General features: G+C 36.9%; 16 protein-coding genes. 8 read left to right on the top strand and 8 right to left on the bottom strand.

The window, feature by feature from the left end; genetic code table 11:
- Positions 1–6 precede the first annotated feature (6 nt).
- Positions 7–954, top strand: coding sequence for a lysophospholipid acyltransferase family protein (locus D7V20_RS09705; protein WP_120384088.1), 948 nt, complete (start codon positions 7–9; stop codon positions 952–954).
- Here D7V20_RS09705 and D7V20_RS09710 read toward each other — a convergent pair.
- The 3 genes from D7V20_RS09710 to D7V20_RS09720 all read right to left on the bottom strand — a co-directional run bounded on the left by D7V20_RS09710 (position 922) and on the right by D7V20_RS09720 (position 5,468).
- Positions 922–3,423 (bottom strand): DNA internalization-related competence protein ComEC/Rec2, encoded by a 2,502-nt coding sequence (locus D7V20_RS09710; RefSeq protein ID WP_235831621.1) that lies wholly within the window; start codon positions 3,421–3,423, stop codon positions 922–924. The two genes, D7V20_RS09705 and D7V20_RS09710, sit on opposite strands and share 33 nt — an antisense overlap.
- Before the next feature lie 109 nt (positions 3,424–3,532).
- Entirely contained in the window at positions 3,533–4,240 is a 708-nt protein-coding gene (gene lolD, locus D7V20_RS09715) for a lipoprotein-releasing ABC transporter ATP-binding protein LolD (protein ID WP_120384090.1), read from the bottom strand.
- Complete coding sequence (locus tag D7V20_RS09720; protein ID WP_120384091.1) at positions 4,233–5,468, bottom strand: lipoprotein-releasing ABC transporter permease subunit; 1,236 nt, start codon at positions 5,466–5,468, stop codon at positions 4,233–4,235. The genes lolD and D7V20_RS09720 overlap by 8 nt, the downstream gene beginning before the upstream one ends.
- A 22-nt stretch (positions 5,469–5,490) precedes the next feature.
- On the opposite strand from D7V20_RS09720, the gene D7V20_RS09725 reads away from it, so the two are divergent.
- Complete coding sequence (locus tag D7V20_RS09725; protein ID WP_120384092.1) at positions 5,491–6,063, top strand: PilZ domain-containing protein; 573 nt, start codon at positions 5,491–5,493, stop codon at positions 6,061–6,063.
- A gap of 30 nt (positions 6,064–6,093) precedes the next feature.
- Here D7V20_RS09725 and D7V20_RS09730 read toward each other — a convergent pair whose 3' ends face one another.
- Together D7V20_RS09730 and D7V20_RS09735 are read right to left on the bottom strand one after the other, a co-directional pair.
- On the bottom strand, positions 6,094–7,002 hold the full coding sequence (locus tag D7V20_RS09730; RefSeq protein ID WP_120384093.1) for a DMT family transporter: 909 nt from the start codon (positions 7,000–7,002) through the stop codon (positions 6,094–6,096).
- A gap of 279 nt (positions 7,003–7,281) precedes the next feature.
- On the bottom strand, positions 7,282–7,752 hold the full coding sequence (locus tag D7V20_RS09735) for a YaiI/YqxD family protein (protein ID WP_120384094.1): 471 nt from the start codon (positions 7,750–7,752) through the stop codon (positions 7,282–7,284).
- A 330-nt stretch (positions 7,753–8,082) separates the two neighbouring features.
- Between D7V20_RS09735 and D7V20_RS09740 the strand changes: the two genes are divergently transcribed.
- Complete coding sequence (locus D7V20_RS09740; RefSeq protein ID WP_120384095.1) at positions 8,083–9,012, top strand: hypothetical protein; 930 nt, start codon at positions 8,083–8,085, stop codon at positions 9,010–9,012.
- Positions 9,013–9,842: 830 nt separating this feature from the next.
- Here D7V20_RS09740 and serC read toward each other — a convergent pair.
- From serC to D7V20_RS09755, 3 genes are all read right to left on the bottom strand, one after another.
- Positions 9,843–10,922: a 3-phosphoserine/phosphohydroxythreonine transaminase gene (gene serC, locus D7V20_RS09745; RefSeq protein ID WP_120384096.1), complete on the bottom strand. Its 1,080-nt coding sequence runs from the start codon at positions 10,920–10,922 to the stop codon at positions 9,843–9,845.
- 168 nt (positions 10,923–11,090) lie between these two features.
- Positions 11,091–11,615 carry a GNAT family N-acetyltransferase gene (locus D7V20_RS09750; protein ID WP_120384097.1) on the bottom strand — a complete coding sequence of 175 codons (525 nt, stop codon included), beginning with the start codon at positions 11,613–11,615 and terminating at the stop codon, positions 11,091–11,093.
- 41 nt (positions 11,616–11,656) lie between these two features.
- Positions 11,657–12,067, bottom strand: coding sequence for an SRPBCC family protein (locus D7V20_RS09755; RefSeq protein WP_120384098.1), 411 nt, complete (start codon positions 12,065–12,067; stop codon positions 11,657–11,659).
- A 186-nt stretch (positions 12,068–12,253) separates the two neighbouring features.
- Between D7V20_RS09755 and D7V20_RS09760 the strand changes: the two genes are divergently transcribed.
- The 5 genes from D7V20_RS09760 to gltP all read left to right on the top strand — a co-directional run bounded on the left by D7V20_RS09760 (position 12,254) and on the right by gltP (position 18,827).
- Positions 12,254–13,747: a TolC family protein gene (locus tag D7V20_RS09760; RefSeq protein ID WP_120384106.1), complete on the top strand. Its 1,494-nt coding sequence runs from the start codon at positions 12,254–12,256 to the stop codon at positions 13,745–13,747.
- A 12-nt stretch (positions 13,748–13,759) separates the two neighbouring features.
- Positions 13,760–15,022, top strand: a complete 1,263-nt coding sequence (locus tag D7V20_RS09765; protein ID WP_120384099.1) for an HlyD family secretion protein — start codon at positions 13,760–13,762, stop codon at positions 15,020–15,022.
- 2 nt (positions 15,023–15,024) lie between these two features.
- On the top strand, positions 15,025–16,158 hold the full coding sequence (locus D7V20_RS09770) for an ABC transporter permease (RefSeq protein WP_120384100.1): 1,134 nt from the start codon (positions 15,025–15,027) through the stop codon (positions 16,156–16,158).
- Positions 16,151–17,260: an ABC transporter permease gene (locus D7V20_RS09775; protein ID WP_120384101.1), complete on the top strand. Its 1,110-nt coding sequence runs from the start codon at positions 16,151–16,153 to the stop codon at positions 17,258–17,260. The genes D7V20_RS09770 and D7V20_RS09775 overlap by 8 nt, the downstream gene beginning before the upstream one ends.
- Before the next feature lie 277 nt (positions 17,261–17,537).
- Positions 17,538–18,827, top strand: a complete 1,290-nt coding sequence (gene gltP, locus D7V20_RS09780; protein WP_120384102.1) for a glutamate/aspartate:proton symporter GltP — start codon at positions 17,538–17,540, stop codon at positions 18,825–18,827.
- The last annotated feature ends 79 nt before the right edge of the window (positions 18,828–18,906 follow it).

Here is an 18,906-nt window from a genome sequence, read left to right on the forward strand (position 1 = left end):
GTACCGATGACTGAAAAACATAAGACTACAATCACTCGACTTCTCAATTTTTTCAGTCGACAGCCAATTCCAATCGCTCGTTTTATCGGGCGTTTTTTGGCAACTGTTGTCAATGTATTACACATCAGTAAAACTTCGGAAACGATTCGCTTAAATATTGGTATATGCTTTCCTGAATTGGATAAACCTCAACGTGAATTGATTACTCGTCATGCGATTCGCAACGAAATTCAATCCTATATGGAGTTTTTTACCATTTGGGGAAGCTCCGCTCAAAAGAATATTGCCCGCATTCACCAGATTCAAGGCGAACATTATTTTCATGATGCAATTGCACAAGGTAAAGGTTTGGTGCTTATCGTACCGCATTTTGGCACTTGGGAAATCATGAATGCTTGGTTTGCTCAATATACGCAAATGACCATTATGTATAAACCGATCAAAAGCGACGAAGCAGATCAGTTTGTACGTGCAGCAAGAAGTCGTGAAAATGCAAATTTAGTCCCTACAGATGAGTCTGGAGTACGACAAATTTTCAAAGCCTTAAAACAAGGTGGGACAACTGTGATTTTGCCAGACCACACCCCTGATATCGGTGGGGAGCTGATTGAGTACTTTGGCATTCCACTTTATTCAAGTAATTTAAATGCAAAACTGATACAGAAAACCAAAGCCAAAGCTTTATTTTTATATGCGACTAGAAATCATGATCATGGCTTTGATATGACCATTGAACCAATTGATGAAAGTATTTATCAGGTCAATGCCGATGAGGGCACTTCGATCATTTTCAAACAGATCGAACAACTCATTCGACAATTTCCTGAACATTATCATTGGAGTTATAAACGTTTTAAAGCACATCCTCAGCTGAAAAAAATTTATAACATCCCCAATCTTGATGCAATGTCTTTGGTTAATTCAGTCAGAAATCAAGTGACTCTTGAAGATTAACCACTTTTGGGTTTGTCGAAAATCCTTGATCTCCATTTGACCATTTGTTTTAACATTAAACTCAATTGATCCCTGCTCGATTGTAGTCCTTACTGGAATATTCAGCGCCTTTAATCTTTTTAAAACAATCGGATGTGGATGTCCATAACGGTTTCCATAACCTGCCGATACAATAGCCAGCTTAGGTTTTAGCTGTTTTAGAAATGCAAATGAAGAACTGTGCCGACTACCATGATGCCCCATCACCAATACATCTACATTTAAATCAGGATACTGTTGTAACAAACTGAACTCTGTTTCCCAACCTGCATCACCCATGATCAAAAAGTTTTGATACTGATTCGATTGAGGCACTTGAATATAAATCACACAGGATAATTCATTTTGATTATATGGCACTCCACTTAGGCTATTTTTCGGTGGTGACAACACCTTTATTTTGACCTGACCATATTGCCAATGTTGCCCTTGATAACAATATTCAAAATTAGAATGATCAAAACGCTGATCTTTTTCATTTGAATAGACCTTTTGAATATCGACTACTTTGGCAATCTCTGCAAAAGCGCCACTATGATCTTGATCTAAATGAGACAAAATCACTTGATCCAGCTGAGCAACTCCTTGTCGAGCCAAATACGGAATAATCAAATTTTGGCCGATACTAAATTTAGTTTCATCATAAAAACCGCCAGTATCGACCATCATTTTATGCTCAGGTAAATTGATAAAAACCGCTTGCCCTTGCCCGACATCTAACACATTAAATTGAAAAATATACTGACTTTTATTGGGTAATAATAAAGGTATTAAGCATATGAGTGCCCAAAATCTAGGTATCACTCCCTTGGGTAAGAACAGAATAAATATTGCAAAAGCAATACACAGTATTTGTACAGCACTAAAAGCCCACCAATCTAATTTAAAACCTAAAGTCTGATCTAAAAAATCAAGCAAACTTAATAGAAAACTCAACAACTGATCTGCAACTTTAAAAAGTAATATTCCCAAGGACGTAGAAAATAGACTCATGCATGCAGCCAAGACCTCAATAGGAACGACCAAACTTCCAATCACAGGAATCGCGATAAAATTACTCAGTGGTGTAAGCCATGAAAACTGTTGAAAAATCCACAATACTAAAGGCATTAAAGCAATAAATGTTTTCCACTGAGAATCGAATAATACCTGTACAAAATGCTTTAGCTTTGCTTGCCATGATTGCACTTGTTGCCTAGGTTGCTGCTGTATTGTTTGATAAACCCTAATCAGAATAAAACATGCCCCAAAAGATAACCAAAATGCAGCGGATAAAATGCTAAATGGGTCGATCAGTAATAAAATACTTGCCGTGAATAACAAATGTTTAATGGCTTGAATTTTTTGGTTTAAAAGTAGAATTAGACTAAACACAGAGACCATAATCATGGTTCGTAAGGCGGGTATTTCAAATCCCACGAAAGCCGTATAAAAAACCACACAAGCTAAAAATGGGTACACCAATAAATAAAGTCGAGGTATTTTTAAAAATATTTTTGGATAAATTTTCCTCGCAATAAGATTAAAAATAAAGCAAAACATCATGGCAAAAATAAGTACATGAGGCCCTGATATTGCAAGTAAATGTGCAATACCAAGCTTTTTAAATAAGCTTTGGATTTCAACAGAGAGTAAACTTTCATCTCCTGTTAACAATGCCAATAAAAGCCCTTTATTGTGCAAAGATGAATTAGAAATAAAATGTCTAAAATCCAAACGTAGGCGTTCTATTTTCAATAAAATACGTTGATCAAAGTGCTGCTGTTGATCAATAAAAGATTGAAAACCGAACTGTTTTAGCTGATTTTCATCAATCGTATGAATCGCTTGTAGGTCAAGTATCCCGAGTAGATTTTCTTGCAAAAACCATTTTTCTTTATCAAATGTACCTTCAACAGCATAGCCATGTACGACCTTAAATTGCCCAGTAACTTGATAATAATGTCCCAGTTGAATCATTTCAGCTTGTTGTTCATTGACATACATCACCATGGGAATGGGCTGCTGGTTCGGCATTAAAACCACAATACGTTGCTGAATCAGTTTTTGTTGTCGAAACGATGGGGTATTATTTTGGGCCTGATCATTCAATTTAATTTTATTCATAGACTGAATATAAATCAGATGTTGTGATTGATTATTCTGTAAAGGTCTTAACGCCAAACGCTTTTCTAATGCATGATCTGCATACAACAAACCTGATAGATATGTAAAAATACACACCGTAATCAACGTCATACATTTAAATATAGAACTGTCTGTACATGAGTATTTTTTATAGAAGCGATTAAAGTATTTAAATCCCAGTAAAATTAAACTTAGCCCCAAACTAAGCGCAAAATATAAGTTGAGAGATTGAGGTGTTTTAACCCCCATGAATGAGATACCCAGTATCCACCCAATCAAAATGATGTAGCTATACATACTCATAATAGTTATTCGATTTTATTGTTATCTAAAGGAAACTTAAGCCCAATCTGGTTGAGCTTAAATGTTATTCTAAGAATAGAAAATAGGCTGTATTAAATATCAGTTGTGATTAAGCGTCAATCCACAAACCATCTTGCATATGTAAAATGCGATCTGCCGATTTAGCCAATTGTTCATCATGCGTCACGATTAACATGGCCATATTCAATTCTTCACGTAAATCACGCAGCAATTCAAAAATCGATTTGGCTGTTTTACGGTCTAAATTTCCCGTAGGTTCATCGGCCAACATCAATTTAGGTTGCGTCACCAAAGCACGTGCTAAGGCAACCCGTTGTCTTTCACCGCCTGATAATTCACCAGGTTGGTGCGTTAAACGATGCGTCAAACCGACACGCTCAAGTAAATATTCAGCGCGTTGTTTGACTTGTTTAAAATCTGCATCTTTACGCAACATTAAAGGCATTGCAACGTTTTCTAAAGCGGTAAACTCTGGAAGTAAATGATGGAATTGATAAACAAAACCCAAGTGTTCATTACGTAAAAAACCACGCTCAGCTTCACCTAAGTTATCAAATCGTTTGCCATTCAGATTGACTAAACCTTGCGTCGGACGATCCAAACCACCCAAAATATGCAATAGCGTACTTTTACCCGAACCACTCGAACCAACAATCGAGACAAACTCACCCTGTTGAACTTGTAAAGATAAACCTTTTATAACATCTACATTCGATTTGCCATCTGTAAATGATTTATAAATGTCTTTGGCTTCAAGCACTGTGTTGCTATTCACCACATTGGCAAAGTTACTCATAACGCAGTGCCTCCGCAGGTTGAATTTTTGCAGCACGTAAAGCTGGATAAATAGTCGCCAAGAAACTTAACAATAAGGATAATCCGACAATCACAACCACATCTTGCCATCTTAAATAAGACGGTAAATAGTTGATAAAATAAGCATCAAATAAATGTAAACCTAATGCAGTATTCAACCAGCCAATAAAGTTGCTGATACCTAAAGCGGAAATGATACCTAAGATAGCTCCAGCCACTGTTCCAACAACACCAATCACAGTACCTTGAACCATAAAAATCCGGGTAATCGTTGCAGGTGAAGCACCTAAAGTCCGAAGAATCGCAATATCCGATTTTTTATCGGTAACAACCATCACCAATGAAGACACAATATTAAAAGCTGCAACCAAAACAATTAAGAAAAGTAGCAAACTCACCATCGCCTTTTCCATCTGAATGGCACTGAACAAATTACCATGTGTATAGGTCCAGTCAGAAGCGTAAAACGTTCCTGGAAGTTCTTTTACAATTTGATTGGCCACTTGAGGTGCTTGGAAAATATCATCCAACTTCATGCGCACACCTTGCGCACCATCGGGTAGGCGTAACAAAGTTGAAGCATCATTCAAAGCAATATAGCCAAGGCTCGAATCTACTTCCGCACCTATACTAAAAATACCTACAATTTTAAAGCGCTTAAAACGCGGTACTACGCCTGCAGGAGATGGTGTCGCTTCAGGTAAAACTAGTGTGACATTATCATTTAGGCTTAGTCCTAAAGCATCTGTCATCTGTTTACCTAAAACAATGCCATATTCACCCTTTTTTAGTTGATCTATGCTACCTTCCACCATATGATTTTGGATAATTGAAACCTTCTTTTCATATTGAGGTTCAATACCCGTGACCATGATTCCAGCAACTTGACCTTGTGCAGTGAGCATACCTTGTAATTGCGTAAAGGGTGCAACACCAGTGACATGCTCATGTTGTTCAATCTTCTTTGCAAGAACGGGCCAGTCTGTTAGAATTTGTGTTGAAGAAACAGTGGCTTGAGGTATCATACCCAAGACACGAGTCTTTAACTCTCGGTCAAAACCATTCATAACAGACAGAACTGTGATCAGTACAGCGACGCCTAAGGTGAGACCGATCATGGAAACCAGAGCGATAAAAGAAATAAAGTGATTACTACGCCGTGCGCGAGTGTATCTCAACCCTATATACAGCGAGATTGGTTTAAACATACCATCTAGTCCGAGGTGTTTTATGGAAGCGTTACAGCATCAAAATGAAACAAATGAACGTCGCGTGATGTCGCGCATCGATGCTGCATTAAGGATCAACTATCAAGTCATTTCTGAAGAAGTTGCGCTGAACGATCCATATGATTCTAACTTTGTATTACCGCGCTATTTTCTACTACTTGCAGAATTAGATCAATTTGATCATGCACTTCACTACGAATTAGAACAATTAAATGAAAAAGATCAACAAATTGCTCGAATCTTATCCTTATTCAATCAAAAGTTAAACCTTATTACAGGTTCTATTTACGACTCTATTGTACAAACCATGTTACCAACCCCTCAAAAAGTCAATTTTTCTGAGAGTGGTTTTAGCTTTACTAGTCAACAACATTTAAAACAAGGTACTTATATTCATGTGGCCTTAAGCCATCCTGAAAACTTCTTCCATATCGCAGCAACAGCTCAGATTGCCTATTCAGAAAGTGTAGAAAATGAACAATATCGTGTGGGTGCATATTTCATCACCTTGCATCCTCAAGACCGAGTCAAACTCGCTGAATGTATTCAGCTCAATGCTATTCCTTCAAACTGAAGGATTTCATTGAAGACATTACCCGAAAAACTAAGCACCGATTTTTTTAGCGAGTAATCTGCTCGCTTTAAAATCTTTATAGAAATATAAGAATAATCCAAAAATTAAAACAGCCGCCCCGATAAAGACGGTGATTGTTAATTTCTCATCATTCAGCAATGCACCCAACAACATCGCCAACAATGGCGTCATGACGGTAGTTAAAGATAAAGTTGTCGCTTTAATATTCTGTACCAGTTTGAAATAGCAGAACATGGCCAATAATGATGCCATCAAAACAGTATAAATCAATGCAAGTAGCGATTGTGTATTGGGCAAATGTGTCGGCACATATTGCCAAATGAAAGGAACAATACACAATGCAGCAAAGGTAGAAAACAAAATGGAACCCGTAGCTTGCGCCATCGGTTCGATCTGCGCATTTACAGATTTAACCCAATAAATCGACAACGAGTATGCAAATACACTCAGTAACATCAGACCGATTCCAATTGGGTGAACATGCTGACTTTCACCACCGCTCATGCAAATGATGCCTAGCCCAACAACAGAAACAGCCATTCCCAACCATTGCAAAGATAAAAGCTTTTGTTGAAATCCAAAACGACCAATCAAACCTGCCATAATCGGTGCAAATCCGAACATTAAAGCAATAATACCTGAACTCAAGTATTTCGTTGCAGCATAGGTAAAGACTTGAGAGCCAATCAAACTCAATGAACCTGCCAAATAACTATGCATGGCTATTTTATTGAAAGGTAACTTTATTTTAAGTAAGAGTAAGACAGCACAAGCAATCGGTAAAGCAATAAAAAACCGTAAAACTAAAGCCCACATCAAATGTAAATCAGACACACTCCAGACAATTGCCAAAGGTGTACTTGCCCAAATGAAGACCAATAAAGCATAAGTCATCATCAGGTTAGATTTGGAGGGCATATGATTTCCTATTGGCCAATAGACCATTTGGCTTTGATTATGGTGAATGTAATGACAACGATAAATATCAATGCGGCGTCAGAATTAAATATTCACATATCACTTTGAAAACAGCATATGAATCTGCGCATTAAATAATGTCGCAGCTCAATGTAAAATCCTCTTCAACAAGGCTAAATCACATTTACCGAATGTAGGTATTTATGTATTAAACAAAGATCATCATAAAAACCGTGAATTCAAACAAAGTTGCCACGCCAATGAATTTTAAAAAGTCACTTATATCGCTGTTTTACGTTTTTGCTTTAAAATTGTTTGATCTAAACTACTCGAAAATTCCCGCTTATCACGTTCTGAAATAGGTGGTGGTCCACCAGTCTGCACGCCAGCACCACGTAAAGTGTCCATAAAATCACGCAAATGTAATCGTGCTTTGACATTGGCCGATGTATAAACCTCACCACGTGGATGAATCGCAACACCACCCTTTTCAATGACTTGAGCAGCCAAAGGAATATCTTGTGTAATCACAATATCGTGTTCATTCATACGATTCACAATTTCTTGATCTGCTTGATCGGCACCTGACATCGCTTGAATTGAGTTAATCCGAACCGATGGTGTAATCCCCACAGGTTGATTGGCAACAAAAGTCACTTCCAATTGATAACGATCAGAAGCACGCAGAATGACTTCTCGTAGGATTTTAGGCAATGCATCTGCATCAACCCAAAGTTTAAATGGCAACACACATTTTCTCGGCTTTATTGCATATGGCTAGTCTAACAAAATGTTAGCGAAGTTACTTTAACGCTTTTTACCATTTCTAGTAATAAATGCTTTTGTCCCATCTTGGAGACTCATTATTCTCTCGTCATAATTGGAAAAAAAGAGCCGTGTTCTAATGGTCATTCTGAATTAAACCGTTATGTTCACTTAATTTTTGGTTAATTTTAAAACAAACTCAAACTGTTTTAACTTTAAAATATGGTTTTCATAGTGATTTTACATTTTAAGACTTGAAATATAACAATCACCCTCGATTTAATGTAATAAGAGCAGCACGAATCAATTGCAAATATGAACAATCAAAACAGACCAGAAATAATTACGATTGAAGATCAAACTTTTGGTAGTCATGTCGAGCATTGGAACTTACTGACAGAAAATCCAACGACACAGGTACCCAAATGGTTAGGTTTAGCATTAGATGCCCCCATTATGCCCATGGGATTATGTGCCAAAGAATGTGATATGGATGAATCTGTTTGGCTGATTCAAGGCCCAAGTGGTGCGCCAGTACAACTCTGCCAAGTGATTGATGTTGAAAATAATAAACCCAAAGCGGTTAAAACTGCATTTCCGAGCTTTGAAAGCCCATATCAACTCACTGCTTCTATTGACCGAATTATTACCTGTAAAACCAACACACAAGCTGTCTTATCTTTAAAAGTAGGTAGCAATAGTGTGGTTTACGCTTTTGACAGCTTGTATAGTGTTAATAGTCATCAATATCAACGTGATCAACAATACAAAGTGCAACTCAATGCATGGGCTTATACACTGGAAAAAGTTTCAGATCACGAGCAAATCATTGTCGATGACCCCGCTTCAATTAAGCACCATCGTGCGCTTAACGACATTCTTTCGCAAAATAATGGTATTGCACCTGAAAACCTGCAAGAACAAATCAATGCTTGGGAGCCAAAATCTGAGGATGACAAAGCGCCTGTTACCGTTGATTTTTCAAAAATGGTGGCTTATCTATACGGCGAAACTTTAGGTCAAGAAGATGAAGCATGGTTCCAAGGAAAAGTTGTGGGTAAAACCTCGATGCAGTTTATGCAACAAGAATATACACTCTATGATGTCACTTTGATTTTAGAAGAAGATCAACCTGCTATTTTAGTGCGTATCGCAACCAAAGATCCTGCTTTCAAAAACTTTGAAATTGGACAATATATCCGTGGCAATATCTGGATTCAAGCCAATATTTTTTCTGAAAAATAAGTGATTCCAGATTCAATAGTCAAATCATTCTAAAAAGCATGTTATGAGAATAGCATGCTTTTTATATCTGAATAAAAATTAATCTATTTTGATTTATTCTAAGCATAATCTATGTTTTAAATTCATTTATAAAAAGTTATCCACATTTTTAAATTCAATTCAAGATAAAGAAAAATCTAAATCTGCTAAGGTTCAATAAAATAAATTAATTTTAAATAATTAAAAGAATTCTACTCAATCACAATATGAGGAAAAATGAATTTAAATGGAAATTAGGTCAACATCTTTTAAAAACCTATATAAATAAATATAAATCAAATATTTATGATTATTTATCGCAATTCTAGTTAGCTTTAATCTGATGATTTAATCTAAATCACAGATAATAGGGTTAAGTTATCCACAATATATCCATAAATTGATTATTTTAAATTTAAAATAATTAAAATCATTCTGCATTAATATATTTATAATCGTTGAATTAATGTAAATTAGTGCTTTATTTAACCAATATTTTATGTTAAAAATACGACGAACCAATAGGATTTAACAATAATTTTAAAATCTAGGCTCAGTAATGAAAATTATACCTGAACAATCGACTAGTCTTATGAGCGAAAATAGTGGTTTTCGCTTACGTTTGGATAAAGGAGCTTGCTGCTTTTTTGTTTTGGGGATGTTCTTGGCCGCAATGATCATTCATTTTCTAGGCATTTTTCCATCGACCTAATGTATAGCCGAGTCATACATATATAAATCGGATATCACATATAAAAAAATCCTTCAAAGTGAAGGATTTTTTATTTCTAAATCTTGTTTAACATTATCGATTAAGCATTGCGCTTAGCAAAGTCATCCATAAAATTAACCAATGCTTGGACACCCACTAAAGGCACAGCATTATAAATACTTGCACGCATTCCCCCCACTGAACGGTGACCTGCAAGATTCAATAAATGGTTTTCTTCAGCTTCTTTCAAAAATAATTTATCTAAAGCTTCATCTGCCAAAGTAAAAGGGACATTCATAATTGAACGGTTTGGAATCGCGATTGGGTTATTATAAAAGTCACTAGAATCAATATAACCATAAAGCAATTTCGCTTTTTCCAAATTGATTTTGTGCATTGCGTCTACACCGCCCTGCTCAAGTAACCATTCAAAAACTAAACCTGACAAATACCAAGCATACGTTGCAGGTGTATTCACCATTGAATCATTTTTAGCTTGTGAACCATATTTTAATAAGCTTGGAATTTCAGGTTTTGCTTGATCAAGCAAATCATCACGCACGATCACCAAGGTTAAACCTGCTGGACCGATATTTTTTTGCGCACCTGCATAGATCAAACCAAATTTAGATACGTCTAAAGGTGCAGATAAAATACTTGATGATAAATCAGCAACTAAAGGTTTATCTGTTACAGGAATATTGGCAAATTGAATACCACCAATCGTTTCATTTTCAGCATAATGCACATAAGCGGCATCATTGGATAAATTCCACTGGCTTTGATCACTGATCGCAAGTTTGCCATCAATCGTTGCGCCCGCTTCTATGACATTAATATCACCATAACGTTGCGCTTCTTGAGTCGCTTTTTCAGACCAAATTCCCGTATGAATATAATCTGCTTTAGCATTTTTACCCAAAAGGTTCAAAGGAATTGCAGAAAATTGAAGTGATGCACCGCCTTGTAAAAACAAAACTTTGTAATTTTCTGGAATGTTCATCAACTGACGAAGATCTGCTTCTGCTTTTTCAGCGACTGCCACATAGTCTTTACTACGGTGACTCATTTCCATGATGGATAAACCTTTACCATGCCAATCCAACATCTCTTGTTGAGCTTTTTCTAAAACGGCAGTAGGTAATGCAGCAGGACCAGCACAGAAATTGTACGCGCGCATGATTTTTCCCTTTATGAAAGTGAAACGAATGAAATAGGCGCATTTAACCACAAAACGGTTTTTCTTGCAGTAGCTTTGTCAGTCAATCTTTCAATGTGTTTGACAATTTACAGTTGAGATTTCAATAACAAAGACCATTCAACAACAAAGAAAATTCAACGCTAGGCTTTATGTCCGTTTGACGGATTTAGGAATATGGTAAGTCATCGATTTATATTTAGGCTGTTGAGAACAATAGATTGCCAAACCATTTAAAGATTCAGCAATCTGCCGACTAGAATGGTTTTCGACAGCCACAGGATAAATAAAATGTTGCAAGTCATTCCTTGTTGAAGCCCAATGCACAATTGTTGTGACAGCTTCTTTTCCATAGCCAAAACCATGACGATCTTCTCGAATCCAGATACCAAGTTCAGGTGTTGTCCCTAGGCTTTGATGAAGTCCGACCAATCCTAAAAACTCATGATTTAATTTATGTCGAATCACAAAATTTAAATCAGAACCCGCTTTGATTGTGTTTAACCATACTCGCCATATCAGCTCGAAAGCGGCTTGATCTTGTGGTGGATCCCAAGACATATATCGAGTTAATGATGGTGTTATACATGCATAACATTCCTCTGCATCATTCGAAGTAAAAGGTTTTAAATTGATTCTAGAAGATTGAATCTCTATTGGGTCAACAAGTGCCATATGTATTCGACAACCTCCACAGCTATATTTTTTCGATCAATTTAAAGTTTACTTTCCACATAGCGAGCAAAACTATCTAAAATCGCCTGCCATCCCGCTTGTTGTTGTTCAATTGGATATACCGTTTCAGGATCAAAACTAATCTTGACCAAAACAGCACTTCCCTCCTGCTTAAATATAACCTCAGCAAGACGATCCCCAAATGTATAGGTAATTTTTTCATGTGGAATGACTTCTGTATATGTTCCTGCAAAATCAAAACCCATACTGCCATCTTTAGCTTCCATACGATTGGAAAATTGACCTCCCACGCGCAAATCGTTGACAGAATTTACAGTATGCCAATCTGGCGAAGCGGTATTCCACTGTTCAATATCTTGAGGATTGTTATAAATCTGCCACACTTGATCAATTGGCGCATAGACTATGGATTGCACCGTAATTTTTGTCATATTCGCTCCATTTATTTTTCTTGAATATTCATTCGTAATAACATATTCATTCAGATCTATTCCAGCAATCTTTCTAAAATGAAAACTACAAAAACCACACATTTATCACCCTACTTTTAGATTATTTATTCTAGTCAATACAGGTTAGAATGCTCTAAATACAAGCAAATACTGATGATTTTTCAGATGAAATTTACAATACAATATTCTCGAAAAGCATTATCCAAATCTATACAGCAAATGACTTTATTGAGCCTATTCTCAACGATCGTCAGCAATAGTTCAGCCGAAAACCTCAGCTATATTCAAGCTGAACAATATGTTCTTGAAAACTCTTATACAACTCAAGCCAATGATGCGTTAAACAAAGCCTCTAAACTTCAAGCAGATGCAGTTAAAAATTTAGGTTTACCACGTATCGACCTCAACGTGCGGGCTTATAAATTTCATACTGAAACTGATGTTCCATTGAACGGTGTAAAAAATAATTTAGAACAAACACTTTCACAAGGCGTCAATGAGCGTGTTGATCAATGGCAGTCTCAACAAAATATTCCTTCTACAATCACCGATCCTTTAAAAGATGGGCTTGCGCAGGGAATTCATAGTGGAATTGGTCTCATTCCTGACACTGCAAATGTTGTCTTGGAAGATGAAGTCATCCGCCCAACCGTATCGGTGATGATGCCGATTTATACAGGTGGCATTACTTCTACGACTAAGCAAATTGCAAATCTTAAATCGGAACGCAGTCAACTTGACACGAAACAACAGCAAGATACACAACGTTTTGAAGTCATTCGTGCTTATTTTAATGTACAACTGCAACAACAACTTTTAGAAGCAAGTCGCCTAAATTTATCGACCATGCAACAACATTATGACAATGCCTTAAAGTTTGAAAAGCAAGGTTTTATTAGCAAAGGTCAGCGTATGCAATTTGAAGTTGCACGTAATAATGCGCAGCGAAACTATCAAAATAGCGTAGCGAATTTACAATCAAGCCAATTTCAACTTAAAAATTTATTGAATAAACCATCGGTTGATCAACTGACCACACCACTTTTTGTTAATCGTCAGCAAAGCCAATCTTTAGATCAACTTCTTGCTTCATATCCTGAAACATCGAGTTTGGTTCGTAAAATGCATATGGATACACAACTTGCCAATCAGAATATTAAAGTTCAAAGTGCTGCTAAAAAGCCCAGTGTGTTTGCTTTTGGAGAATACAGTCTAGATCAAGACCAGAACTGGATTGTTGGTGTTGCAGCACGCTATAACTTATTTTCAGGTATTGATAAGAATAAAAATGTCCAAGCTGCTGAATTACAACGTTATGCAACTGAGTTATTGACTGCACGTACACAACAGGAAATTGAGAATGTAATTTATAAATCCTATACTGAGTTGAGTTCAGCACAACAAAGCAATCAATTACTGCAACAGAATGAACAAGCAGCCCAAGAAAATCTAAGAATTCAAACGCTTTCATTCAAAGAAGATATGGGCACAGCAACGCAAGTGATAGATGCACAGAATCAATTAAGTATTTTAAGAGCTGAAAAAGCATTGAATGCTTATAAATATGTGATCTCATTAGCAACATTATTACAAAGTCATGGCTCAATTGATCAGTTTAAAAACTATGTAAATCAATCAAATACTGATTATCTGCATTAGGATAGAAAATAAATGACACAAGAAAAACCATATCCATCAGATCATAATCAATCAAGTGATGATACGTCAGATTCTAAGTTAAATTTAGAATCTAATTCATCGACATCATCCAATGAAAAACTGAGTGCAAAAACTGTGACTAATCAATCAACCTCCTCTGATGAATCACCAAAGAAATCCTCATCAGACAAGACGGATGAACAACAGCATCCTGAACACATTGTTCACACTGTGAATGATGCACAGTCCAATCCTGAAAATAAAACGGCGCCCGCAACGCCTACACCCAAAAATAAAGCACTCTTGGCTATCGGGGTGATCATTTTGGTTGCACTACTGGGTTTGATTGCTTTTGGTTTATGGAAAAGCTATCAACCGAAAACAATTGATGTACAAGGCCGTGTCGAAACCGAAACTTTACATGTAAGTACTAAAGTTCCCAGTCGAATTGAAGGCATTTTTGTCCACGATGGGCAAAAGGTAGAAAAAGGACAGTTACTGGTCACTTTGAGTAGTCCTGAAATTGCAACAAGTAAACAGCAAGCTTTAGCAGGTTTACAATCAGCACTTGCCTTGCAATCTAGTGTAGATCGAGGTGCTCAACAGGAAAATATCGACAGTTTATATGCCAATTGGCAAAGTCTGAAAGCTCAAGAAAATCTTGCTAAAACAACGTTTAATCGTGGACAAAATCTTTATCAGCAAGGTGTCATTTCTCGTCAACGTCGTGATGAAATGCAAGCTGCGGCAATCTCAGCCACTCAACTTACAGAGGCAGCGTACCAACAGTATGCCCGAGCAAAGCGTGGTAGCACTTCCCAGCAAAAAACCAGTGCTGACGCACAAGTAGAAATCGCCAAAGCGGCTGTCGCTGAAGCCAATGCATTGGAAGCTGAAACAAAACTATTTTCTCCGATCAGCGGAACAGTCTCTAAAACCTACGGTAAGCCTTCAGAACTCGTTGCAATCGGTGTGCCTGTGGTCAGTATCCTTCAGGATGATGAGCAATGGGTCAGTTTAAATGTTCGAGAAGACCAATATACGCAAGTCTACCAAGCGCAGTCTTTAGATGGTTTTATTCCTGCGCTGAATAAAACAGTGAAGTTTAATATTGAAAGTATTGATGCGGAAGGTGAATTTGCGACCATCAAAACCACACGCCAAACAGGTGGTTACGATATTCGTAGTTTTAAAATCAAATTAACCCCCGCAGCACCGTTAACTGATTTAAAAGTCGGTATGAGTGTGATTTTCAAACTCAAAGAGAATCCTTAGAGATGTGGGCGGGTATGCTGAGAGAGTTACGCTATTTACTACAACACAAGTGGGATTTGTGTTTAGTCACACTCGCCCCGCTCTTTATCATTATTTTATTCAGCAGCATGTTTTACTCAGGTAAAGCAGAACACTTACCTATCGCAATTATTGATCAAGATCACAGCGAACTGAGCCGAAATATTGAAAAACATTTGAGTTTAAATACCACCATTCAAATTTATCGTATTTCAGAAAACCAAAGCGAAATTGAGCGATTAATCAATCAAACTAAAATTTGGGGCTATGTTCATATACCACAAGGCGCTGAACAACGTTTAGTACATGCTCAGGACGCCCAAATCAGTATTGCCTTTAATCAATCTTATTTTAGTATTGGCAATAGCATATCTTCTGCAATGTTACTTTCTACTGTAGAGGCTATAGGTGATTTTGCAAAAGATTCTTATCTTGAAAATAAAATCCCTTATGCTGAATTTGCAACAGCACATGTCAAAATTTCGCCATTATTTAACCCAAACCTCAGTTATGAGTTTTACTTAGAACCTTTTATGATCCCAGCCATTTTGCATTTATTGCTCTGTTGTTGCGTGGCTTTTGCTGTGGGTCAAGAGCTGAAATATGGCACACTCAATCAATGGGTCAATGGTCAGGCTGCATTTCGAGCACTACTCAGTAAAAACTTAGTGTATGTACTCATTTTTTGCTTTTGGACATGGGTTTGGATGTTTTGGCTCATAGTGATTCGAGGTTGGTTTATTGCAGGTCACTTAGGCATAATTCTTCTTGGGCAATTTTTGCTGTTTAGTGCTTATGCATTGATCAGTAGTACAGTCGTTTTAGCCACTCGAAATTTATCTAAAACCTTTGGTTTTATTGCAGTATATGGTGGTTCATCCTTAAGTTTCGCAGGCGTTACCCTTCCACTGAATAATGCACCCATTTTCACTCAGTTTTGGGCAAATATTATCCCCTATACCCCTTATGCGAAATTACAAACTGAACAATGGGTCATTGGAAGCCCTCTTTATATTTCATTGATCCCGTTGGGGATTTTGACTTTATATTGCATCTTTTACTGTACTGTTTCGACCTTGCTTCTTAATAAAAATTTGAAGGAAATACCTCATGGCTAATTTCTTTCGGAATCTTTTGAAATACTATTTTGAGACATTTAAGAATATCGGGAAAAACTCATCTATTCTGACCACAATGGTGCTATCCGTATTTCTTTATAGCTTTTTTTATCCTGCTGCTTATCAAGCACAAACCGCAGAAAACCTACCTATTGTGATTGTCGATGAAGAGCAAAGCAATATAAGCCATATCATCATTAACCAAATTGGCAAAAGTCCAAATATCAACATTAAAGCAATCACGACTAATTTTGAAGAAGCCAAGCAAATGGTTCAACAGCAGCGAGCTGATGGTATTTTGTTATTGCCTGAAAATCTGTCAAATAGTATTGCTCGTGGCGAAGCAGGAGGAATTGGTTTATATCTAAGTGCTGCTTATTTTCTAAAAACCAAACAAATTGGCTTAGGACTTGCCACAGCCATTGAGCATGCTGTTGCTGAACAAGCTCAAAAATTTGGTCAAGTTTCACATTTTGAGTTGTCACTCCCGATTCATCAAATTGCACTTTTTAACCCACTTTCAGGCTATGGGAGTTATATTTTCCCTGCCGTTGCACCATTAATCATCCATCAAACCATCGTTTTGGGTTTATGCATGCTCATTGCGGGTTACCGTGAAAGACGATGGAAAGCAACAACTGCTGAGTTTTTGGGAATTTATTTCACAGCATTGACGATCGGTTGTTTAGGTTGTTTTTATCTTTTTGGATTTACGTTTTGGTGGAATGATTATCCACGAGGTGGAAACTTTTGGGGAATGTTAATCGCTGTTCCTATTTTTATTAGTAGTACGATTGCACTGGCCATGGTCTTGGCAAGTTATCTAGATATTTCTGAACGTGCTGGACATTTGATTGTTTTTACATCTATCCCATTATTTCTTCTTTCAGGCGCCGCTTGGCCTCTTCAAGCTATGCCTATATGGATGCAATATTTTGCAAATATTTTACCTTCGACCCAAGGAATCAATTTATTTATCCAACTGAATCAAATGGGTGTTACGACAGAGTTAGTTGTACCTAAATTAATTTTCTTAACCTGCTTTACCCTCATTTTTATGATCTGGGCATTTTATCGTTTAACTAAAATTGACAAAAAATAATCAGCAGCACCCTCAATTTAATCTACAAAGATAATCAAATAATAATAATTTATCGAATCAGCAAATTAAACTGAACTAATTTCAAACGATTGAACTACGTTTATACAAAAAAAATAGTACAGTTGTCTAAATAAGCGCAGAATACACCATTTTCGAAATACTCTGAACGTTCAGAATCTCCCACCCTAAGACATCTATATGTTTTAGTGGGCGTTTTTTTGCGTTTTTTTCATAGAGTGTTCCCTTTTCGCCAAAATCTGAATTTTAAGGGCTCAGTATGAAGAAAATGAAAATAAGCCTAGCTTGGCAAATTGTTATTGCGCTCGTTCTAGGTATTCTTGTGGGTGCTTTTCTGCACAATTCTCCTGAAATCCGAGACAATGTTGTTGCCAACTTTTTACAACCATTAGGTAAGATTTTTATTAATCTTATTAAAATGATTGTCATCCCTCTTGTGCTTTCCATGCTGATTTTAGGAATTGCCAATGCTGGGGATAGTAAAAGTGTTGGTAAGCTAGGTTTCAAAACCATTGTTTATTTTGAGGTCATTACGACTGTTGCAATTATTGTTGGTTTAGTTGCAGCGAATGTTTTCCAGCCTGGTGCTGGTATTGATATGTCGAAATTAACGACATCGGACATTTCACAATATCAACAAACAACTCAGGAAGTCAGTCACCAAGCTCATGGCTTAGTGAACACTGTGCTTTCGCTGATTCCATCCAATATTTTCTCAGCCATGAATGATGGGCATATGCTCCCTATCATTTTCTTTGCTGTGATATTCGGTATTGGTTTGGGTTCTTTAGCTAAAGAAACCAAACAGCCTTTGATTGATGTACTCAGAGCTGTTTCTGAAACTATGTTTAAAGTAACGCATATGATCATGATGTTTGCACCTTTCGGTGTATTCGGTTTGATCGCTGCGACTGTTGCAAACTTTGGTTTTAGTTCACTTTTACCTTTAGTTAAACTCGCTGTGTTGGTTTATGCATCAATCTTGTTCTTTATCTTTATCGTGCTTGGTTTTGTGGCTAAATTCTGTGGTTTCAGTATTTGGACGATTATCAAAATCTTAAAAGATGAATTGATTCTTGCTTACTCTACCGCAAGCTCTGAAACCGTTTTACCACGTATGATGGAGAAAATGGAAGCTTATGGCGCACCAAAATCGATTACCAGTTTCGTTGTTCCTATCGGTTATTCGTTTAACTTAGATGGTTCTACGTTGTACCAAAGTATTGCAGCGATCTTCATTGCTCAACTTTATGGTATCGATTTAAGCATGACTCAACAAATCGTTTTAGTACTGACTTTAATGATTACCTCTAAAGGTATTGCGGGTGTACCTGGCGTGTCTTTTGTTGTATTGCTGGCAACATTAGGTAGCGTCGGTATTCCGCTTGAAGGTCTTGCATTTATCGCAGGTATTGACCGTATTTTAGATATGGCACGTACTGTGTTGAATGTGATTGGTAATGCACTTGCTGTTCTTGTGATTAGTAAATGGGAAGGCAAATTCGATACTGAAAAGCAAAAGTCTTATAATTTTGATGCCACACATTAAGATTTTTTAAGATCAATAAGAGCCACCTTCGGGTGGCTTTTGTTTGGGTATTTGTCTTAATGCAGTCAGTATTACTTAA

Origin of the sequence: Acinetobacter rongchengensis, assembly GCF_003611475.1 — a bacterium.
Lineage (GTDB): Bacteria > Pseudomonadota > Gammaproteobacteria > Pseudomonadales > Moraxellaceae > Acinetobacter > Acinetobacter rongchengensis.